This window comes from Paracoccus indicus (genome assembly GCF_003056335.1).
Taxonomy (GTDB): Bacteria; Pseudomonadota; Alphaproteobacteria; order Rhodobacterales; family Rhodobacteraceae; genus Paracoccus; species Paracoccus indicus.
The window spans coordinates 160486-176793 of the sequence record NZ_PYWA01000007.1; the positions used below are offsets into that span (position 1 = coordinate 160486).

14 protein-coding genes are annotated in these 16308 nt (G+C 65.1%); 6 read left to right on the plus strand and 8 right to left on the minus strand.

Annotation, left to right across the window (positions count from 1 at the left end; translation table 11 throughout):
• Window positions 1–39: 39 nt before the first annotated feature.
• The 6 genes from DDE75_RS13145 to DDE75_RS13170 all read left to right on the plus strand — a co-directional run bounded on the left by DDE75_RS13145 (window position 40) and on the right by DDE75_RS13170 (window position 6256).
• Entirely contained in the window at window positions 40–1539 is a 1500-nt protein-coding gene (locus DDE75_RS13145; RefSeq protein ID WP_108502918.1) for a CoA-acylating methylmalonate-semialdehyde dehydrogenase, read from the plus strand.
• A gap of 90 nt (window positions 1540–1629) precedes the next feature.
• The gene (locus tag DDE75_RS13150) at window positions 1630–2760 is read left to right on the plus strand and encodes a carboxylate-amine ligase (protein ID WP_108502837.1); all 1131 of its coding nucleotides are present in this window, start codon (window positions 1630–1632) and stop codon (window positions 2758–2760) included.
• A gap of 80 nt (window positions 2761–2840) precedes the next feature.
• Complete coding sequence (locus DDE75_RS13155; RefSeq protein ID WP_108502838.1) at window positions 2841–3986, plus strand: acyl-CoA dehydrogenase family protein; 1146 nt, start codon at window positions 2841–2843, stop codon at window positions 3984–3986.
• A 4-nt stretch (window positions 3987–3990) separates the two neighbouring features.
• Window positions 3991–4998 (plus strand): enoyl-CoA hydratase/isomerase family protein, encoded by a 1008-nt coding sequence (locus DDE75_RS13160; RefSeq protein ID WP_108502839.1) that lies wholly within the window; start codon window positions 3991–3993, stop codon window positions 4996–4998.
• Complete coding sequence (gene mmsB, locus DDE75_RS13165) at window positions 4995–5864, plus strand: 3-hydroxyisobutyrate dehydrogenase (RefSeq protein ID WP_108502840.1); 870 nt, start codon at window positions 4995–4997, stop codon at window positions 5862–5864. Before DDE75_RS13160 ends, mmsB begins: the two co-directional genes overlap by 4 nt.
• An 86-nt stretch (window positions 5865–5950) precedes the next feature.
• Window positions 5951–6256, plus strand: coding sequence for a hypothetical protein (locus DDE75_RS13170; RefSeq protein ID WP_108502841.1), 306 nt, complete (start codon window positions 5951–5953; stop codon window positions 6254–6256).
• Here the strand turns inward: DDE75_RS13170 and recN are convergent.
• The 8 genes from recN to murB form a co-directional block, all read right to left on the minus strand.
• Entirely contained in the window at window positions 6253–7899 is a 1647-nt protein-coding gene (gene recN, locus DDE75_RS13175) for a DNA repair protein RecN (protein WP_108502842.1), read from the minus strand. The genes DDE75_RS13170 and recN overlap by 4 nt on opposite strands.
• A gap of 39 nt (window positions 7900–7938) precedes the next feature.
• A complete protein-coding gene (locus tag DDE75_RS13180) occupies window positions 7939–8787 on the minus strand; it encodes an outer membrane protein assembly factor BamD (protein WP_108502843.1) in 849 nt (282 codons plus the stop codon).
• Window positions 8788–8952: 165 nt separating this feature from the next.
• Complete coding sequence (gene lpxC, locus DDE75_RS13185; RefSeq protein ID WP_108502844.1) at window positions 8953–9897, minus strand: UDP-3-O-acyl-N-acetylglucosamine deacetylase; 945 nt, start codon at window positions 9895–9897, stop codon at window positions 8953–8955.
• Window positions 9898–10126: 229 nt separating this feature from the next.
• A complete protein-coding gene (gene ftsZ, locus DDE75_RS13190) occupies window positions 10127–11722 on the minus strand; it encodes a cell division protein FtsZ (protein WP_108502845.1) in 1596 nt (531 codons plus the stop codon).
• A 227-nt stretch (window positions 11723–11949) separates the two neighbouring features.
• On the minus strand, window positions 11950–13284 hold the full coding sequence (ftsA, locus tag DDE75_RS13195; protein WP_108502846.1) for a cell division protein FtsA: 1335 nt from the start codon (window positions 13282–13284) through the stop codon (window positions 11950–11952).
• A gap of 28 nt (window positions 13285–13312) precedes the next feature.
• A complete protein-coding gene (locus DDE75_RS13200; protein WP_245894745.1) occupies window positions 13313–14257 on the minus strand; it encodes a cell division protein FtsQ/DivIB in 945 nt (314 codons plus the stop codon).
• A complete protein-coding gene (locus DDE75_RS13205) occupies window positions 14245–15135 on the minus strand; it encodes a D-alanine--D-alanine ligase (RefSeq protein WP_245894751.1) in 891 nt (296 codons plus the stop codon). Before DDE75_RS13205 ends, DDE75_RS13200 begins: the two co-directional genes overlap by 13 nt.
• Before the next feature lie 195 nt (window positions 15136–15330).
• A complete protein-coding gene (gene murB / locus DDE75_RS13210) occupies window positions 15331–16266 on the minus strand; it encodes a UDP-N-acetylmuramate dehydrogenase (RefSeq protein ID WP_108502848.1) in 936 nt (311 codons plus the stop codon).
• Between the last annotated feature and the right edge of the window lie 42 nt (window positions 16267–16308).

Here is a 16308-nt window from a genome sequence, read left to right on the forward strand (position 1 = left end):
CAAGGCTATCGTCCCCGCAACATCATTCAGGAGGACGGCATGAAAGAGATTCATCACTGGATCGACGGCAAGGAAACCAAGGGCACCTCGGGTCGCTTTGCTGATGTCTTCAACCCCGCCACTGGCGAAGTTCAGGCGCGCCTGTCGCTGGCCACCAAGGCCGAGCTGGATGCCGCCGTCGAAAGCGCCGCCAAGGCGCAGGTCAAATGGGGCGCGACCAACCCGCAGCGCCGCGCCCGCGTGATGATGAAATTCGTCGACCTGATCAACCGCGACATGGACAAGCTGGCCGAGGCTCTGTCGGCCGAACACGGCAAGACATTCCCCGATGCCAAGGGCGACGTCCAGCGCGGTCTGGAAGTGATCGAATTCTGCATCGGCGCGCCGCATCTGCTGAAGGGTGAGTTCACCGACAGCGCCGGCCCCGGCATCGACATGTATTCCATGCGCCAGCCGCTTGGCGTCGTGGCAGGCATCACGCCCTTCAACTTCCCCGCCATGATCCCGCTGTGGAAGATGGGTCCGGCGCTGGTCTGCGGCAACGCGATGATCCTGAAACCGTCCGAGCGCGACCCCTCGGTCCCGCTGATGCTGGCGAAACTGCTGCAGGAAGCCGGTCTTCCCGACGGTGTGCTTCAGGTCGTCAACGGCGACAAGGACAGCGTCGACGCGATCCTGGACAATGAGACCATCCAGGCCGTGGGCTTCGTCGGCTCGACCCCGATCGCGCAATACATCTATGAACGCGCCTCGGCCAACGGCAAGCGCGCGCAGTGCTTCGGCGGTGCAAAGAACCACATGATCATCATGCCGGACGCCGATCTGGATCAGGCCGCCGACGCGCTGATCGGGGCCGGTTACGGCGCGGCTGGCGAACGCTGCATGGCGATCTCGGTCGCGGTGCCGGTGGGCGAAAAGACCGCCGACGCGCTGATCGAAAAGCTGGTCCCCCGGATCGAGAAGCTGAAGGTCGGTCCCTGGACCGCGGGCAACGATGTCGACTACGGTCCGGTCGTCACCAAGGCCGCCAAGGAAAACATCCTGCGCCTGGTCCAGACCGGCGTCGATCAGGGTGCCGAGCTGGTCGTCGACGGTCGCGACTTCAGCCTGCAGGGATACGAGGACGGCTTCTTCGTCGGCCCGCATCTGTTCGACCGCGTGACCCCCGACATGGACATCTACAAGCAGGAGATCTTCGGCCCCGTCCTGTCGACCGTCCGCGCCGGCAGCTATGAAGAGGCGATCAGCCTTGCGATGGACCACGAGTACGGCAACGGCACCGCGATCTATACCCGCGACGGCGACACCGCCCGCGACTTCGCCAGCCGCATCAACATCGGCATGGTCGGCATCAACGTCCCGATCCCGGTTCCGCTGGCCTATCACACCTTCGGCGGCTGGAAGAAATCGGGCTTCGGCGACCTGAACCAGCACGGCCCGGACGCGTTCCGCTTCTATACGCGCACCAAGACCGTGACCGCACGCTGGCCCTCGGGCATCAAGGAAGGCGGAGAGTTCAACTTCAAGGCCATGGACTGATCCCGCGGCCCCATTGAGCGAACCGGGTGGACCGGGGGCACGCGCCTCCGGTCCATCGCGACCACGGGCTTCCCTGAATGGAAACCGCCCATGACCACCGAACCTAATTTCACGCTTGGCATCGAGGAAGAATATCTTCTGGTCGATGCCGATACCGGCGATCTGGCCCCTGCCCCGCAGGCCCTGATGGATGCCTGCACTGCCGAGCTGGGCGATCAGGTCAGCCCCGAATTCCTGCGCTGCCAGATCGAGATCGGCACCCCCGTCAGCGCCAATGTGACCGAGGCCCGCGACCACCTGCGCCGCCTTCGCGCCTGCGTGGCGCGGCACGCCGCCGATCACGGGCTGGCACCGATATCAGCCTCTTGCCACCCGCTTGCCGATTGGCGTGATCAGGACCACACCGACAAGGACCGCTACAACCAGCTGTCGCGCGACTTGGGCAGCGTGGCGCAGCGCATGGTCATCTGCGGGATGCATGTCCATGTCGGCATTCCCGACAAGGCGCAGCGCATCGATCTGATGAACCAGCTGTCCTATTTCCTGCCGCATCTGTTGGCGCTCTCGGCCTCCAGCCCTTTCTGGCAGGGGCAGGATACGGGGCTGGCCTCCTATCGCACGACGGTCTTCGGGGGGATGCCACGGACCGGCCTGCCGCCCCTGATGCGCAGTTGGGACGAATATGAACGCTCGATCAAGGCGCTGACCGATCTGGAGGTGATCGAGGACAGCAGCAAGATCTGGTGGGACTTGCGCCCCAGCAACAAGTTCCCGACGCTGGAAACCCGCATCTGCGACGCCTGCCCCCGGATCGAGGATGCGGTGACGCTGGCGGCCCTGATCCAGGCGACGCTGCGGATGCTGTGGCGGCTGTCGCGCAGCAATATCCGCTGGCGGGAATACGACAATTTCCTGCTGGGCGAGAACCGCTGGCGGGCCATGCGCTATGGCACGTCCGAGGGGCTGATCGATTTCGGCACCCGTCAGATCGTCCCCTTCGACCAGATCGCCGAGGATTGGCTGGCCCTGATCGCGCAGGATGCCGACGCGCTGGACAGCCAGCCCCAGGTGGCCCGGCTGCGCGACATGGTGGCTAGGGGCACCGCAGCACAGGCACAGCGCGACGTTGCCGCCCGCGCCCGCAATGCCGGTGCCACCCCGTCCGAAACGATGCGCGCCGTCACCCGCCACCTGGTGGAGCAGTTCACATGCGACCTGTGACCGCCGGGCCTTGCAATATTCTGGCAACATCTGGCAATTAAACACGTGTTCAATTCAGCACATCTGGGGAGGGATGCCGCATGGATTTCGCACTGAGTGAGGAGCAGCAGGCCATTTTCGACATGGCCCGCGATTTCGGCCAATCCCGCATCGCCCCTTTTGCCCGCGAATGGGAAGCCGAAGGGACCATTCCCCGCGACCTGTGGGCCGAGGTCGCGGAACTGGGCCTTGGCGGGCTCTACGTCTCCGAGGATCACGGCGGGTCGGGCCTGTCGCGTCTGGATGGGACGCTGGTCTTCGAGGCGCTGTCGATGGCCTGCCCTTCGGTCGCCTCCTTCCTGTCGATCCACAACATGTGCGGCGGCATGATCGACAAGTTCGGCAGCGATGAGGCCAAGAGCCGCTGGCTGCCGGACCTTTGTGCGATGAAGCGGATCTTCAGCTATTGCCTGACCGAACCGGGCAGCGGATCGGATGCCGCCGCCCTGCGCACGACGGCCCGCGCCACGGATGACGGATGGGTGCTGAACGGGACCAAGGCCTTCATTTCCGGCGGAGGCTATTCCGACGTCTATATCGCCATGGTCCGCACCGGCGATGACGGCCCCAAGGGGATCAGCACGGTGCTGGTCGAAGACGGCACCCCCGGCCTGTCCTTCGGTGCGCCCGAGGACAAGATGGGCTGGCGGTCGCAACCCACCGCGCAGGTCCAGTTCGACGATTGCACCAATCCCGCCGACAACCTGCTGGGTCAGGAAGGGCGCGGCTTTTCCTATGCCATGGCGGGTCTGGACGGCGGTCGCCTGAACATCGCGGCGGCGGCCTTGGGCGGTGCGCAATCGGCGCTGGATGCGACGCTGGCCTATATGGGCCAACGCCACGCCTTCGGGAAATCGCTGGACCAGTTCCAGGCCCTGCAGTTCCGCCTGGCCGAGATGGAGACCGCCCTGCAATCAAGCCGCATCTTCCTGCGCCAGGCCGCGTGGAAGCTGGATCACGCCACCCCGGACGCCAGCAAGTTCTGCGCCATGGCCAAGCTGCATGTCACCGACCGCGCATTCGAGGTGGCCAACCAGTGCCTGCAACTGCATGGTGGCTATGGTTATCTGGCCGATTACGGGATCGAGAAGATCGTCCGCGACCTGCGCGTGCATCAGATCCTGGAAGGCACGAATGAGATCATGCGCCTGATCATCTCTCGGGCGCTGCTGGCCGAACGGGGGTAAGGCTTTGGAAGACCTGAACATTCGTATCGAAGGCCGCGCGGGGCGTATCACCCTGACGCGGGAAAAGGCGTTGAACGCGCTGACGCATGGCATGGCCTTGGCGGTCCTGAAGGCGCTGAACGACTGGCGCGAGGATCCTGCGGTCGAACTGGTCGTCATGGATGCCGCGGGCGATCGCGCCTTCTGTGCGGGCGGCGATATTGCTGCCGTCTATCATGCGGGGCTTGCAGGGGATCATCAGGTCGGGCGAGATTTCTTTCGCGACGAATACCAGATGAACGCAGCCATAGCGGATTACCCCAAACCCGTGGTGGCCTTCATGCAGGGCTTCGTCATGGGTGGCGGCGTGGGTCTGGGCGGTCATGCCAGCCACCGCATCGTGGGCGACACCACCCGCGTTGCGATGCCCGAAAGCGGCATCGGGCTGATCCCGGATGTCGGCGGCACATGGCTTCTGGGTCGCGCACCGGGACGGATCGGCGAATACCTGGCGCTAACGGGCGCGCGGATGGGACCGGGCGATGCCATCCACGCGGGCTTTGCCGATACCTACCTTCCCGAAGCCGAATGGCCTGCCCTGATCCAGACCCTGGAACGGACCGGCGACGTTCAGCAGATCAAGGGCGTCATGCCACCCGCCGCCACATTGGCCGACCGCGACCTTTCGGCGTTCGGCGGGCGCAACCTTGCTGATATCACCCAAGCGGTCGAGGCTGCGGGCGATACCGACAGCCTCAAGGCGCTGCGTCGCAATTCGCCCCTGTCGATGGCCGCGGGTCTGTCCATGGTCCGCGCCAGCCGCGGAGACAGACGTATCCAAGAAGCGCTGAGCCGCGAGTATCGCTTTACCGCCCGCGCCACCGAATGCACCGACTTCCTGGAAGGCGTGCGTGCACAGATCATCGACAAGGATCGTACACCGCGTTGGAGCGCGGACGCATCGACGGCTGCCGTTCAGGCGGTTCTGGCCCCCTTGGGCGCCGACGAAATGACATGGGAGAACGCGGAATGAAGATCGGTTTCATCGGATTGGGCAACATGGGCGCACCCATGGCCGCAAATCTTGCCAATGCGGGCCATGACGTCACGGGCTTCGACACCGCCGCGCCCATGCCGCAGGGTGTCACCGCCGCGGATAGCGCCGAGGCCGCCGCCAAGGGGGCCGAGGTCGTCATCACCATGCTGCCGAACGGGCAGATCCTGCGCAGCGTCGCTGACAGCATTATCCCGGCGATGCAGGATGGCGCGGTGCTTTGCGATTGTTCGACCGTGGATGTGGACAGCGCCAAGGCCGTGGCCCAGCAGGCCCGTGCTGCAGGCTTGGGTGCGGTGGACGCTCCGGTTTCGGGCGGGATCGGTGGCGCGCAGAACGGCACGCTGACCTTCATGGTCGGCGGGGATGAGGCCGATTTTGCCAAGGTTCAGCCGCTTTTGGCGATCATGGGTCAGAAGACCGTCCATTGCGGCGAAAGCGGCGCGGGACAATCGGCCAAGATCTGCAACAACATGATCCTGGGCGTCACCATGATCGCCACTTGCGAGGCCTTTGCCTTAGCCGACAAGCTGGGCCTCGACCGCCAGAAGATGTTCGACGTGGTCTCGACCAGCTCGGGCAGCAGCTGGTCGATGAACACCTATTGCCCGGCACCCGGCGTGGGTCCGACCTCGCCCGCCGACAACGACTACAAGCCGGGCTTTGCGGCCGAACTGATGCTCAAGGACCTGAACCTGTCGCAGCAGGCCGCCGAATCCGCCGACGCCGACACGCCGATGGGACAGCTGGCCCATACCTTGTATCGCCGATTTGTCGAGGAAGAGGACGGCAAAGGGCGTGACTTTTCTGCCATGCTTCCCAGATTCACGTCGAAGGGACGCTGAATCCGGTCACGCTTGGGTGGACTGGACGGAACTTGGCGTCAAAAGGCTGGTTGAGATACCAGTGATGAAACCGGGAACCGCAATCCATGAAGGCGCAGACGATCATAGTGGCAACCTTGCTGGCAGGCTTGGGTCTTGGCACGCTGACGACCTATGCGCCCGATGCGCTGCGCGTGACCAGCGTCGCAGCCAAGCAGCCTGCGGATCGTCCCATCATTGGTGAGGTTCCCGGCAACGGTCAGGTCCGCCGCATCAGCAACCCGGGCAGCTATGGCCTCGGGAGCGAGATTGCGGGCAGCGTCTATGCCATTGTCTCGGGACATCTGGTGCGGCTGGACAAGAAGTCCGGGCGGATCATCTCGATCCTGCGCCCGCTGCCCAGGGGCGACTAACCGGCCAGCAATGCCTTCGCGGCATCGGTTGCCGCTTCTGTCACGCGATCGCCCGACAGCATGCGCGCAATCTCGGCCGTGCGCTCATCGGTGTTCAGCGCCACGACATTCGAGGTCGTCATCCCATTGCTGACCGATTTCGCGACGCGGAAATGCACCGCACCAAGCGCCGCCACCTGAGGCGAATGGGTGATCACCAAAACCTGCGAACCCTGCGCCAAGGCCTGCAACCGTCTGCCGACAGCATCGGCGGTTGCCCCGCCCACACCGCGGTCAATCTCGTCGAAGATCATCACCAAGGCATCATTGCCCCGTGCAAGGCAGACCTTGAGTGCCAGCAGAAAGCGCGACAGCTCACCCCCCGATGCGATCTTGTCCAAGGGTCCGGAAGGCGCGCCCGGATTGGTGGCGACCGTGAAGGCCACGGTGTCGCGCCCGTCGGGGCCGGCATCGCCTTCAGAGATTCGGGTTTCGAAGACGGCGCGATCCATCTTCAGCGGCACCAATTCGGCAGTGACGGCCCGATCCAGCTGCTTGGCGTGGCGCATGCGCCGTTCCGTCAGCTTGGCTGCCGCATCGTCATAGGCCTGGGCAGCGGCCGCAGCCTCGGCGCGAAGCGTTCCGATCTGTGCCTCGCCCGCGTCGATGCGGCCCAGTCTTGTGCGCAACTCCTGTCCCAGTTCGGCCAGGTCGTCGGCCAGCACGCCATGCTTGCGCGCCAAGGCGCGCAGGGCAAACAGGCGTTCCTCGGTCGACTCGAGTGCAAAGGGGTCGAACTCCAATGCGCTCAGCGTATCCTCGACACCGCGCGTGGCCTCGCCCAGTTCGATCAGCGCGCGCGACAGCGCCGCCAGCGGCGGGTCGAGGCGCCCTTCGGCGTGGTCCGAAACGCCCTCCAGCCAGCGTCCGGCATCGACCATCGCCTTCTCGGCCCCGTCGCCGCCGAGCAGTTGCAGGGCGCGGGCGACATCGTCGCGGATGCGTTCGGCCCCCTGCATCTGGCGGCGGGCGATGTCGAGGCTTTGTTCTTCGCCGGGTTCGGGGGCCAGCTTGTCGATTTCCTCAACGGCATGGCGCAGGAATTCTTCCTCCTGCCGGGCGGCCTCCAAGGCGGCTTCGGCCTGCGCCAGTTGCTGCGCAGCCTCGCGGCGCCGGTTCCAGGCCTTTCGCACGGGCGTGGTGTCGATCACGCCAAAGGCATCCAGCAGGGCGCGGTGTCCGCGGGGGTTCAGCAACCCGCGATCGTCATGCTGGCCATGCAGTTCCACCAGCGTCTCGGACAGCTTGCGAAGAACCTCGCCTGAAACGCGGCGGTCGTTGACCCAGCCCGTCTTGCGGCCGTCCAGCCCGTTCACCCGGCGCAGAATCAGCTCGTCCTCCTCGACGCTGATGCCTGCCTCGGACAGAACGGCGCGCGCCGGATGGTCGGCGGGCAGGTCGAAGACGGCCTGTACCTCACCCTGCTGGGCGCCGCTGCGGACCAGATCGGCGCGACTGCGCCAGCCAAGGACAAAGCCCAGGCAATCCAGAAGGATCGATTTGCCTGCGCCGGTTTCGCCAGTCAGGACGTTCAACCCGGGGCCGAACCCCAGATCCAGCCGCTCGATCAGCAGCATGTCGCGGATATCAAGCGAACGGAGCATGCGATGTCGGACCGCGGCCCTGGCCCATAGGGCGGAAGGCTACAGCCATCTTCCTTCAATGGTTTGGCGATAAACGTTGGTCAACCAGCTGTCGCCCTTGGCCTCGGCCGACAGGCCGCGACCGCGCAGCTGGCGGAAGGCGTCCTCATAGAAGGGCGAGGACTGGAAATTGTGGCCCAGAATGGCGCCGGCGGTCTGCGCCTCGTCCATCAGGCCAAGGGCCAGATAGGATTCGACCAGACGCAGCAGCGCCTCGGGCGTCTGCGTGGTGGTCTGGAATTCCTCGACCACGACGCGGAAACGGCTGACGGCGGCGGCGTAATGGCCACGCTTGAGGTAATAGCGACCGATCTCCATTTCCTTGGCGGCAAGGTGATCGAAGGCCAGGTCGAACTTCAGGATGGCGCTGCGGGCATATTCGCTGTCGGGATATTCCTCGATGACGGTGCGCAGCCCCTGCAGGGCCTGAAAGGTCAGGCCCTGATCGCGACCGACGTCGTCGATCTGGTCGTAATAGGACAGCGCCAGCAGATATTGGGCATAGGCGGCATCCTCATCCCCCGGATAGGTGTCCAGGAAACGCTGTGCGGCACCCCGTGCCTCTTCGTAATTCTTGGCCTTGTGGTTGCCATAGGCCTGCATGATCAGGGCGCGCTTGGCCCATTCGGAATAGGGATAGAGCCGCTCGATCTCGCTGAAATAGAAGACCGCCTCTTCGGGTTCGCCGGTGTTTTCCAGCTCGAACTCGCCGCGTTTGTAGATTTCTTCCGCGGTGAAACGGTCCAGGTTCTCCTTGCGCGCGGTGTCGCCATTACCGGCACATCCTGCAAGAACCAAGCCCGACAGCATCACAGCCATCACCGAAGCCGAAATTTTCGAGCCTGCCATCTTTACCCTGCCCTACGATTCTGCCGTGCGGCCGCCCCTGAAAGGCTGCGCTGCCGGCACCTCCTAGCACAGAACATCAGGGGGCGCAAAATGGCAATCCGTTGAATTCCGCGTGGCTTTCCCGTGACCTTGCAAGACGTCCGGGAATCGGCCACGCGCTGGTTTTCACTCGGCCGCAACGGCAAAGGCGGCCATGTCGGCATCCGCCAACAGGTGTTCGGTGATGCGCGCACCTGGAAGACGATCTTCCAGATCGGGCGAGCAGACCTCCCACGTCCAGGCGGTCGGATCGGCGAACAGCGCCCGCAGCAGGCGGTTCGTCATCGCATGACCGGCGCGATGACCGGTATAGCGTGCCAGCAGCGGGGCGCCGGCCAAGGCCAGATCGCCGGTCGCATCCAGCATCTTGTGGCGCACGGCCTCGTCCTGATGGCGCAAACCACCGGGCGACAGGACCTGCGCGCCATCGACGACGACCGCGTTCAGATAGGTGCCCCCCAGGGCCAAGCCATTCTGGCGCATCATCTCGACGTCCGAGGCGCGGCAAAAGGTGCGGCTGTCGGCCAATTCGCGCAGGAATGCACCATTCGCCATGTCCAGACGCTTTTCCTGATGGCCGATTGCCGCATCCGTAAAGTCGATCTGAAAGTCGATTTCCAGGTGATCGGCAGGGCTGAGGCGCGCGAAAGCTTCGCCTTGGCGAACCTCGACCGGGCGCAGGACGCGGATGGCGCGCAGCTGGGCGTTCTGGCGTTCGATGCCGGTTTCCAGGATCGCATCGACGAAGGGCGCGGCCGAGCCGTCGAGGATCGGAACCTCGGGGCCATCGACGGTGATCAAAGCGTTGTGGATGCCGGTCCCGGCCAGCGCGGCCATGACGTGCTCGACCGTGGACAGGGTGACGCCCTGGCCATTGTCCATCAGCGTGCACAGGGGCGACGGGGTCACCTGATCCCAGATGGCGGGGATGTCGACGGCAGGCGTCAGGTCGATGCGACGAAAGACGATGCCATGACCGACGGGTGCCGGATGGATCACAAGCTGGGCCGAAGCGCCGGAATGAAGACCGACGCCCGAGAATGCCACCTTATCTTTCAATGTCGCCTGCATGATATGCCTGCCTTCAATTCTTGTTGTCACGACCATCGCGGCTCGTATCGGTTCAGCTAGGTTCAGACGCCCAAGCATTCAATTAACGTTTTGTAACGGAGTGAAACACTTGCCCCCCACCATTGGCGGGCTGGGGGGGATATCACACCAAACACCTGCAATGACAGGAAAAAAGGGCCGCCCGGAGGCGACCCTTTGCATCATCAGCATGCCGGTTTCGTGATCGCGATCAGTTCGCCTGGCGACGCAGGAAGGCCGGGATCTCGACATTGTCCTGTCCGCTGTCGGGGCTGGCCAAGTCGTCGAAATCGGTTTCCTGCTGGCGCGCACGGGTGGCGACGCGTTCATTCACACGCTCGGCGATCGAGGAGGAGGACGGCTTCTGCGACGGCTGATCGCCATGGCCTGCCATCCGCTCAAGCATGCGGCCAAGACCGCTCATGCGGCTTTGGGCGGCGGGTGCCTGCGCAGGCTGCTTGGGGGCGCCCGATGCGCTGCCGGTCTGGTTGTGATTGTCGACGGCGCGGCGAAGACGGTCCATCACCTCGGGCGCGGGCTGGCCTGCACGGGCGGCTTGCGGCGCGCGCGGCGCGACGAAGGCCGAAGCGTCGTCGTCGATGCGGGCGGCGGGCGCCTGACGCGCATTGTCCTTGGGCTGATAGGCCGGCTGCGGCATCTCTTCCTCGGTCCGGGCGGCGGGGGCCTGCGGCGCGGCAGGCTCGGCCTGCTGTGCGGCTGGCGGGGTCACGCGGCGCTGCGGCATCTGGGGTTCGGCCTCGGCCTGCGAACCGACGACCGGGTTCTGCGTCAGCGGAGCGGCCATGCTGCGGCGGGGCGAGGGAACCTCGGCCACGACGGCGGCGGCATCGATGCCAGTTGCCACGACGGACACGCGGATGTTGCCGTCCATGTCCGGATCAAGGGTCGAGCCGACGATGATGTTCGCGTCGCTGTCGACCTTGTCGCGGATGACGTTGGCGGCCTCGTCCAGCTCGAACAGGGTCATGTCATAGCCGCCGGTGATGTTGATCAGCACGCCACGGGCGCCGTTCAGGCTGATCTCGTCCAGCAGCGGGTTGGCGATGGCGCGTTCGGCGGCTTCCTGCGCACGGTTTTCGCCGGTCGCTTCGCCGGTGCCCATCATGGCCTTGCCCATCTCGTCCATGACGGCGCGGACGTCGGCGAAGTCAAGGTTGATCAGGCCCGGACGAACCATCAAATCAGTCACGCCCTTGACGCCTTGATACAGCACGTCGTCCGCCATGGCGAAGGCTTCGGTAAAGGTGGTCTTTTCGTTCGCCAGACGGAACAGGTTCTGGTTCGGAATAATGATCAGCGTGTCCACGACCTTCTGCAGGGCCTCGACGCCCTCCTCGGCCTGGCGCATGCGCTTGGTGCCCTCGAACTGGAAGGGCTTTGTCACGACGCCGACGGTCAGGATGCCCATCTCACGCGCGGCCTGCGCGATGATCGGGGCAGCGCCGGTGCCGGTGCCACCGCCCATGCCGGCGGTGATGAAGCACATATGCGCGCCCATCAGGTGATCGACGATATCCTCGATCGTCTCCTCGGCGGCCTTGGCGCCGATCGTGGGCTTGGCGCCCGCACCCAGACCTTCGGTGACCTTGGGACCCATCTGCACGCGGCTGGTCGCCAGCGATTGCTGCAGCGCCTGCGCGTCGGTATTCGCGACCACGAATTCGACACCATCAAGCTGCTTCTGGATCATGTTGTTGACCGCGTTGCCGCCAGCCCCGCCAACACCGAAGACGGTGATGCGCGGCTTCAGCTCTTCTTCGTCATTCATCATCAGATTGAGGTTCATGGTGTCCGCCTGTAATCGCTGCTTCGTTATCGGGCGCGGGCTGCCCGCTCGAATCCCCGTATTTGCTGACTATCGTAAACATTCCCTTGCCAAGCGTCACCCAAAAAACACAGTTCCCACGCGAAATATGGCGGTGATTGGATGCAATTTAGGCGGTATCTTGCCACGATATCAGAATATGGTGGCAGCTTCGCGCAACCTCCATATTCCAGTTCATTTTCGCGCGTTTACCAGTTATTCTTGAACCAGCGATAGGCGCGCCGGAAACTGCGTCCCGGGTAATTGTCGGCGGGCATTTCGAAGTCCCACCATTCGTCCTGCGGATGTGCCGCGAAAAGCGCCAGGCCGACCGCGCTGGAAAAGCTGGGATCGGTCAGTTCATGCGCCAATCCGTCGATCCGCAGGGGCCTGCCGCAGCGAACGTTCGGCCCAAGGATGCGGGTCGCCAGACCGTCCAGTCCGGGGATCTGGCTGCCGCCGCCCGTCAGCACGATCTGCTGGCTGGGCATATAGTCGAAGCCCGCCGCATCCAGCACGCCGCGCACGTTTTCCAGAATTTCCTCGACGCGCGGGCGCATGACGCCGATCACATCGGCGCGGCTGACGGTGCGGCGGTCGGTTTCCCAATCGCCGGTATTGCCGCCGACGTCGATCATTTCGCGGTCGTCGGCGCCGGTGGCCTCGACCCCGCCGTCCAGTGTCTTCAGACGTTCTGCCACGGGCAGCGGCACGCGCAGACCCTGCGCGATGTCCTGGGTGATCAGGTTCCCTCCGATCGGAACGTGATCGGAAAAGATCATGTGCTTCTTGATGAAGATCGAGACCCCCGTCCCGCCCCCACCGAAATCGATACAGGCGGCGCCCAGTTCCTGTTCATCCTCGACCAGGCTGGCGCGGGCCGAGGCATAGGGCGCCGAGGCGATGCCCGCCAGCTCTAGATCGCAGCGGCGGATGCATTGCACCAGGTTGCCCATGACATCGCCGTCCACGGTCAGCACATGCATGTCGCAGAACAGCTTGTTGCCGACGTGGTCGCGCGGATCGGCCAGGCTTGACCGGTTGTCGACTGCGAAATTCACCGGCTGCGCGTGCAGCACCTCGCGGCCGCGACCGAAGTCGGGCACCTCGCAGGCGGCCATGACCGAGGCCACGTCATGTTCGGCCACTTTGCCCGCCTCAAGAGTGATCTCACCCGCAAGACCATAGGATGAGGGCGAGCCGCCCGACAGGCAGGCGATCACATGGTCGATCCGCACGCCGGCCAGCTTCTGCGCGGCGGCCACCACCGTGCGAATGGCACGTTCGGTTTCGGCCATCGTCTCGATCTGGCCGCGGCGCATGCCACGAGACCGCGTCGAGGCCGCGCCGATCACGCGGAAATTCACCTGCCCCGCCATCGGACCGACACCGTCAGTTTCGCGGAAGGTGCCGGTTCCGTCGAAGCGCAGCACCAGGCAGGCGATCTTCGAGGTGCCGATGTCCAGGATCCCGATCACGCCTCTTTGCAGGGCGGCCCGGCGCATGTTCCGCATCGCGCGCTGTGTCTGGTACAATTCCGCCATTCGCTTGGTCCCCCCTCTTGCCGATTTTTCAGCTTTTCGTTTCTTCTTCCAGCGGCTTGCCGTCCGGCCCCAGAAGGGTCAGCCCCCGCGCGCCGCGAATGGTGTTGCGGGCATCCATGCCAAGGCGCAGCACGGGCCGCTGCGGATCGCGCAGGTCCACCGTCGTCACGTCGCGGGCCAGCAGATCCTCGGCCCGGTCCAGCGCGATCGCGGCCTCGAGCGCGATGACGGCGCCATGTTCGGGCAGCATGATGCGCTGCCCCTGATCCAGAACCAGGTCCCACCGACGCTCGCCCCGGCGCACCAGCCCACGGACACGCGGCAGGATCGGGCCCGCCGCATCGAAGAGGTTAAGCGCCTCGGCGGTCATCATGTCCGCCCCCTCGCCCGAGATGAGCGGCAGTTCGGGCCGCACCTCGCGCGAGGTGACGCTGGCGACTCGGTGGCCACCGCGATCCAGGATCTCGATCCCGCGGGCGCGGCGCCAGAGGATCGCGGGTTCGCGCTCCTTGACCACCGCCGACAGGATGCCGCCCGGCTTGACGCGAAGATCGATGCTTTCGACCGCGTCCAGCTGCATCACCTGGATGCGCAGCGCGGGAAGGTCGATGTCGAAGCTGGAGGCCGGCAGATCGACCGGCAGCATGGCCCGCAGCGCGCGTTCCACCACCGGGGAAGCACCCTCGATGGTCATGGTGCGGACCTGGAATTCCTCGCGGCTCTGGATCTTGTCGACGACCGAGGCGATGCCGCCCTTCAGCAAGGCGCGGCGATCCTCATCCGCCAGCCAGAGCCCCGCGACCATGGCGATCAGGAAGGCCGGAACCCCCACCCGCACCATCCGGCGATAGAGCGGCGTCAGCCACATCCGTTCCAGGCGGTACTTCAGGCGCGAAGGCGCAGGGTCGCGCCGCTGGCGGGCGGGTTCGTGGGTGCCTTGCTTTCCGGGGCGGTGATCGATCACGACCGGCACATCGCATCCTCCACCATCCACCGCATCAGGGCGGGGAAGTCGATGCCGACATGGGCAGCCTGTTCGGGCGCCAGCGAGGTCGGCGTCATGCCGGGCTGGGTGTTCACCTCGAGGATGATCAGCCCCTCGACACCGCGGGTTTCGTCCCACCGGAAGTCGGTGCGGGTCAGCCCGGTGCAGCCGAGCGCGTCATGGGCGCGCTTGGCCAGCGAAAGGCAGGCCTCGCGGATGTCATCGGGGATGTGCGCGGGCACGACGTGGCGCGATCCGCCGACGGAATACTTGGCTGCGTAATCATACCAGCCTTCGGTGATGATCTCGGTCACTTCCAGCGCCCGATCGCCCATTACCGTCGTCGTCAGTTCGCGACCCGGCGCATAGGTTTCCACCATCACGCGGTCCGGCATGTCCTCGGACAGCTGCGGCGGCTGGTTCGCCCCGTCATGGACGATATAGACGCCCACGGAGGATCCCTCGTCGTTGGGCTTGACCACATAGGGGGCGGGAATGACGTGGCGCAGGCGAACCTCGGCGGCATCGGCGATGACGCTTTCCACGATGGGCAGATTGGCGGCGCGGAAGGCGTCCTTGGCGCGGGTCTTGTCCATCGCCAGCGCCGAGGCCAGCACGCCCGAATGCGTATAGGGCAGCCCCAGCCATTCCAGCAGCCCCTGCACGCAGCCGTCCTCGCCCCATTTTCCGTGCAAGGCGTTGAAGACCACGTCCGGACGGCATTCGACCAAGGCACGCACGACCTGATCGCCCAAGGCATCGTCCAACACGATCTCGGTTACCTGATATCCTGCCACCCGCAGCGCATCCGCGCATTCGCGACCCGATGACAGCGAGACCTCTCGCTCGGCCGAGGGGCCACCCATCATGATCGCGACCGAGTGGGCTGTCCTGCTCGACCTGCCCGCCACTTCCATCGCCTTTCGCGCCCGGTTGATCCGGGCTTCAGATTTGAGACGCCGCACCCGTTCAGGGCGTCATGCGTTCCTGAAGGTTACATGCAAAGCGGGTATCGCAAAAGACTGAATTTTCTGTTAACCGTCATCAGGCGACAAGGCGCCTCATTCGTCCTCGGGTGCGGGATCGCCGATGCGGATGACCTCCCACTGCAGGTCGTGGCCGCTTTCCTCCAGCACGCGACGGCGGACCAATTCGCCTAGGGCCTCCAGCTCGGCGGCGGTGGCGGCACCGGTGTTCAGCAGGAAGTTCGGATGCTTTTCAGACATCTGCGCCCCGCCCCAGCTGTGCCCCCGCAACCCCGCCTGATCGATCAGCGACCAGGCCTTCAGGTCATGAATGTCGTCCTCCCGCCCGGTCGAGCTGAAGCCCGCCGGGTTGCGGAAGGTCGATCCGGCGCTGCGTTCGCCGGTGGGCTGGCTGGCGTCGCGTCGGGCCAGCTGATCGGCCATCTTGACGTGCAGCGCATCGGGATCGCCCTCTTCCGCCGTGAAGACCGCCTGCGTGATGATCGCACCCTCGGGGATGTCCGAGTGGCGGTATCCGAAGCCCAGCTCGGCGGCCTGCATGGTGATCTGTTCACCCTGCCGCGTCACCAACTGGATCTCGACCAGATGGTCGGCGACATAGCTGCCATAGCAGCCCGCGTTCATCCGCACCGCCCCACCGATGCTGCCCGGAATGGTGCGCAGGAAGGTCAGGTCCAGCCCTGCCTCGGCCGCGCGGCGGGCAACCTGCGCGTCCAGAGCGGCGGCGCCAGCAGTGACCGTCCGCCCCTCGACCGAGACGGAATTGAAGGCCCGCCCAAGACGCACGACCAGGCCGCGGATGCCGCCGTCACGCACGATAAGATTGCTGCCCACGCCCATCGGAAACACCGGAACGGCAGGGTCCAGAGCGGCCAGGAATTCGGCCAGATCCTCGGCATCGGCGGGTTGGAACAGCCAGTCGGCAGGTCCTCCGACGCGAAGCCATGTCAGGCTGTCCAGGGGACGGTTCGGGATCAGGGTGCCGCGCGGGGTGGGAAGGTCAAAGCTCATGCGTCAGGTGGTAGCCAGCGGCGCGGGGCGCGTCAACTGCGC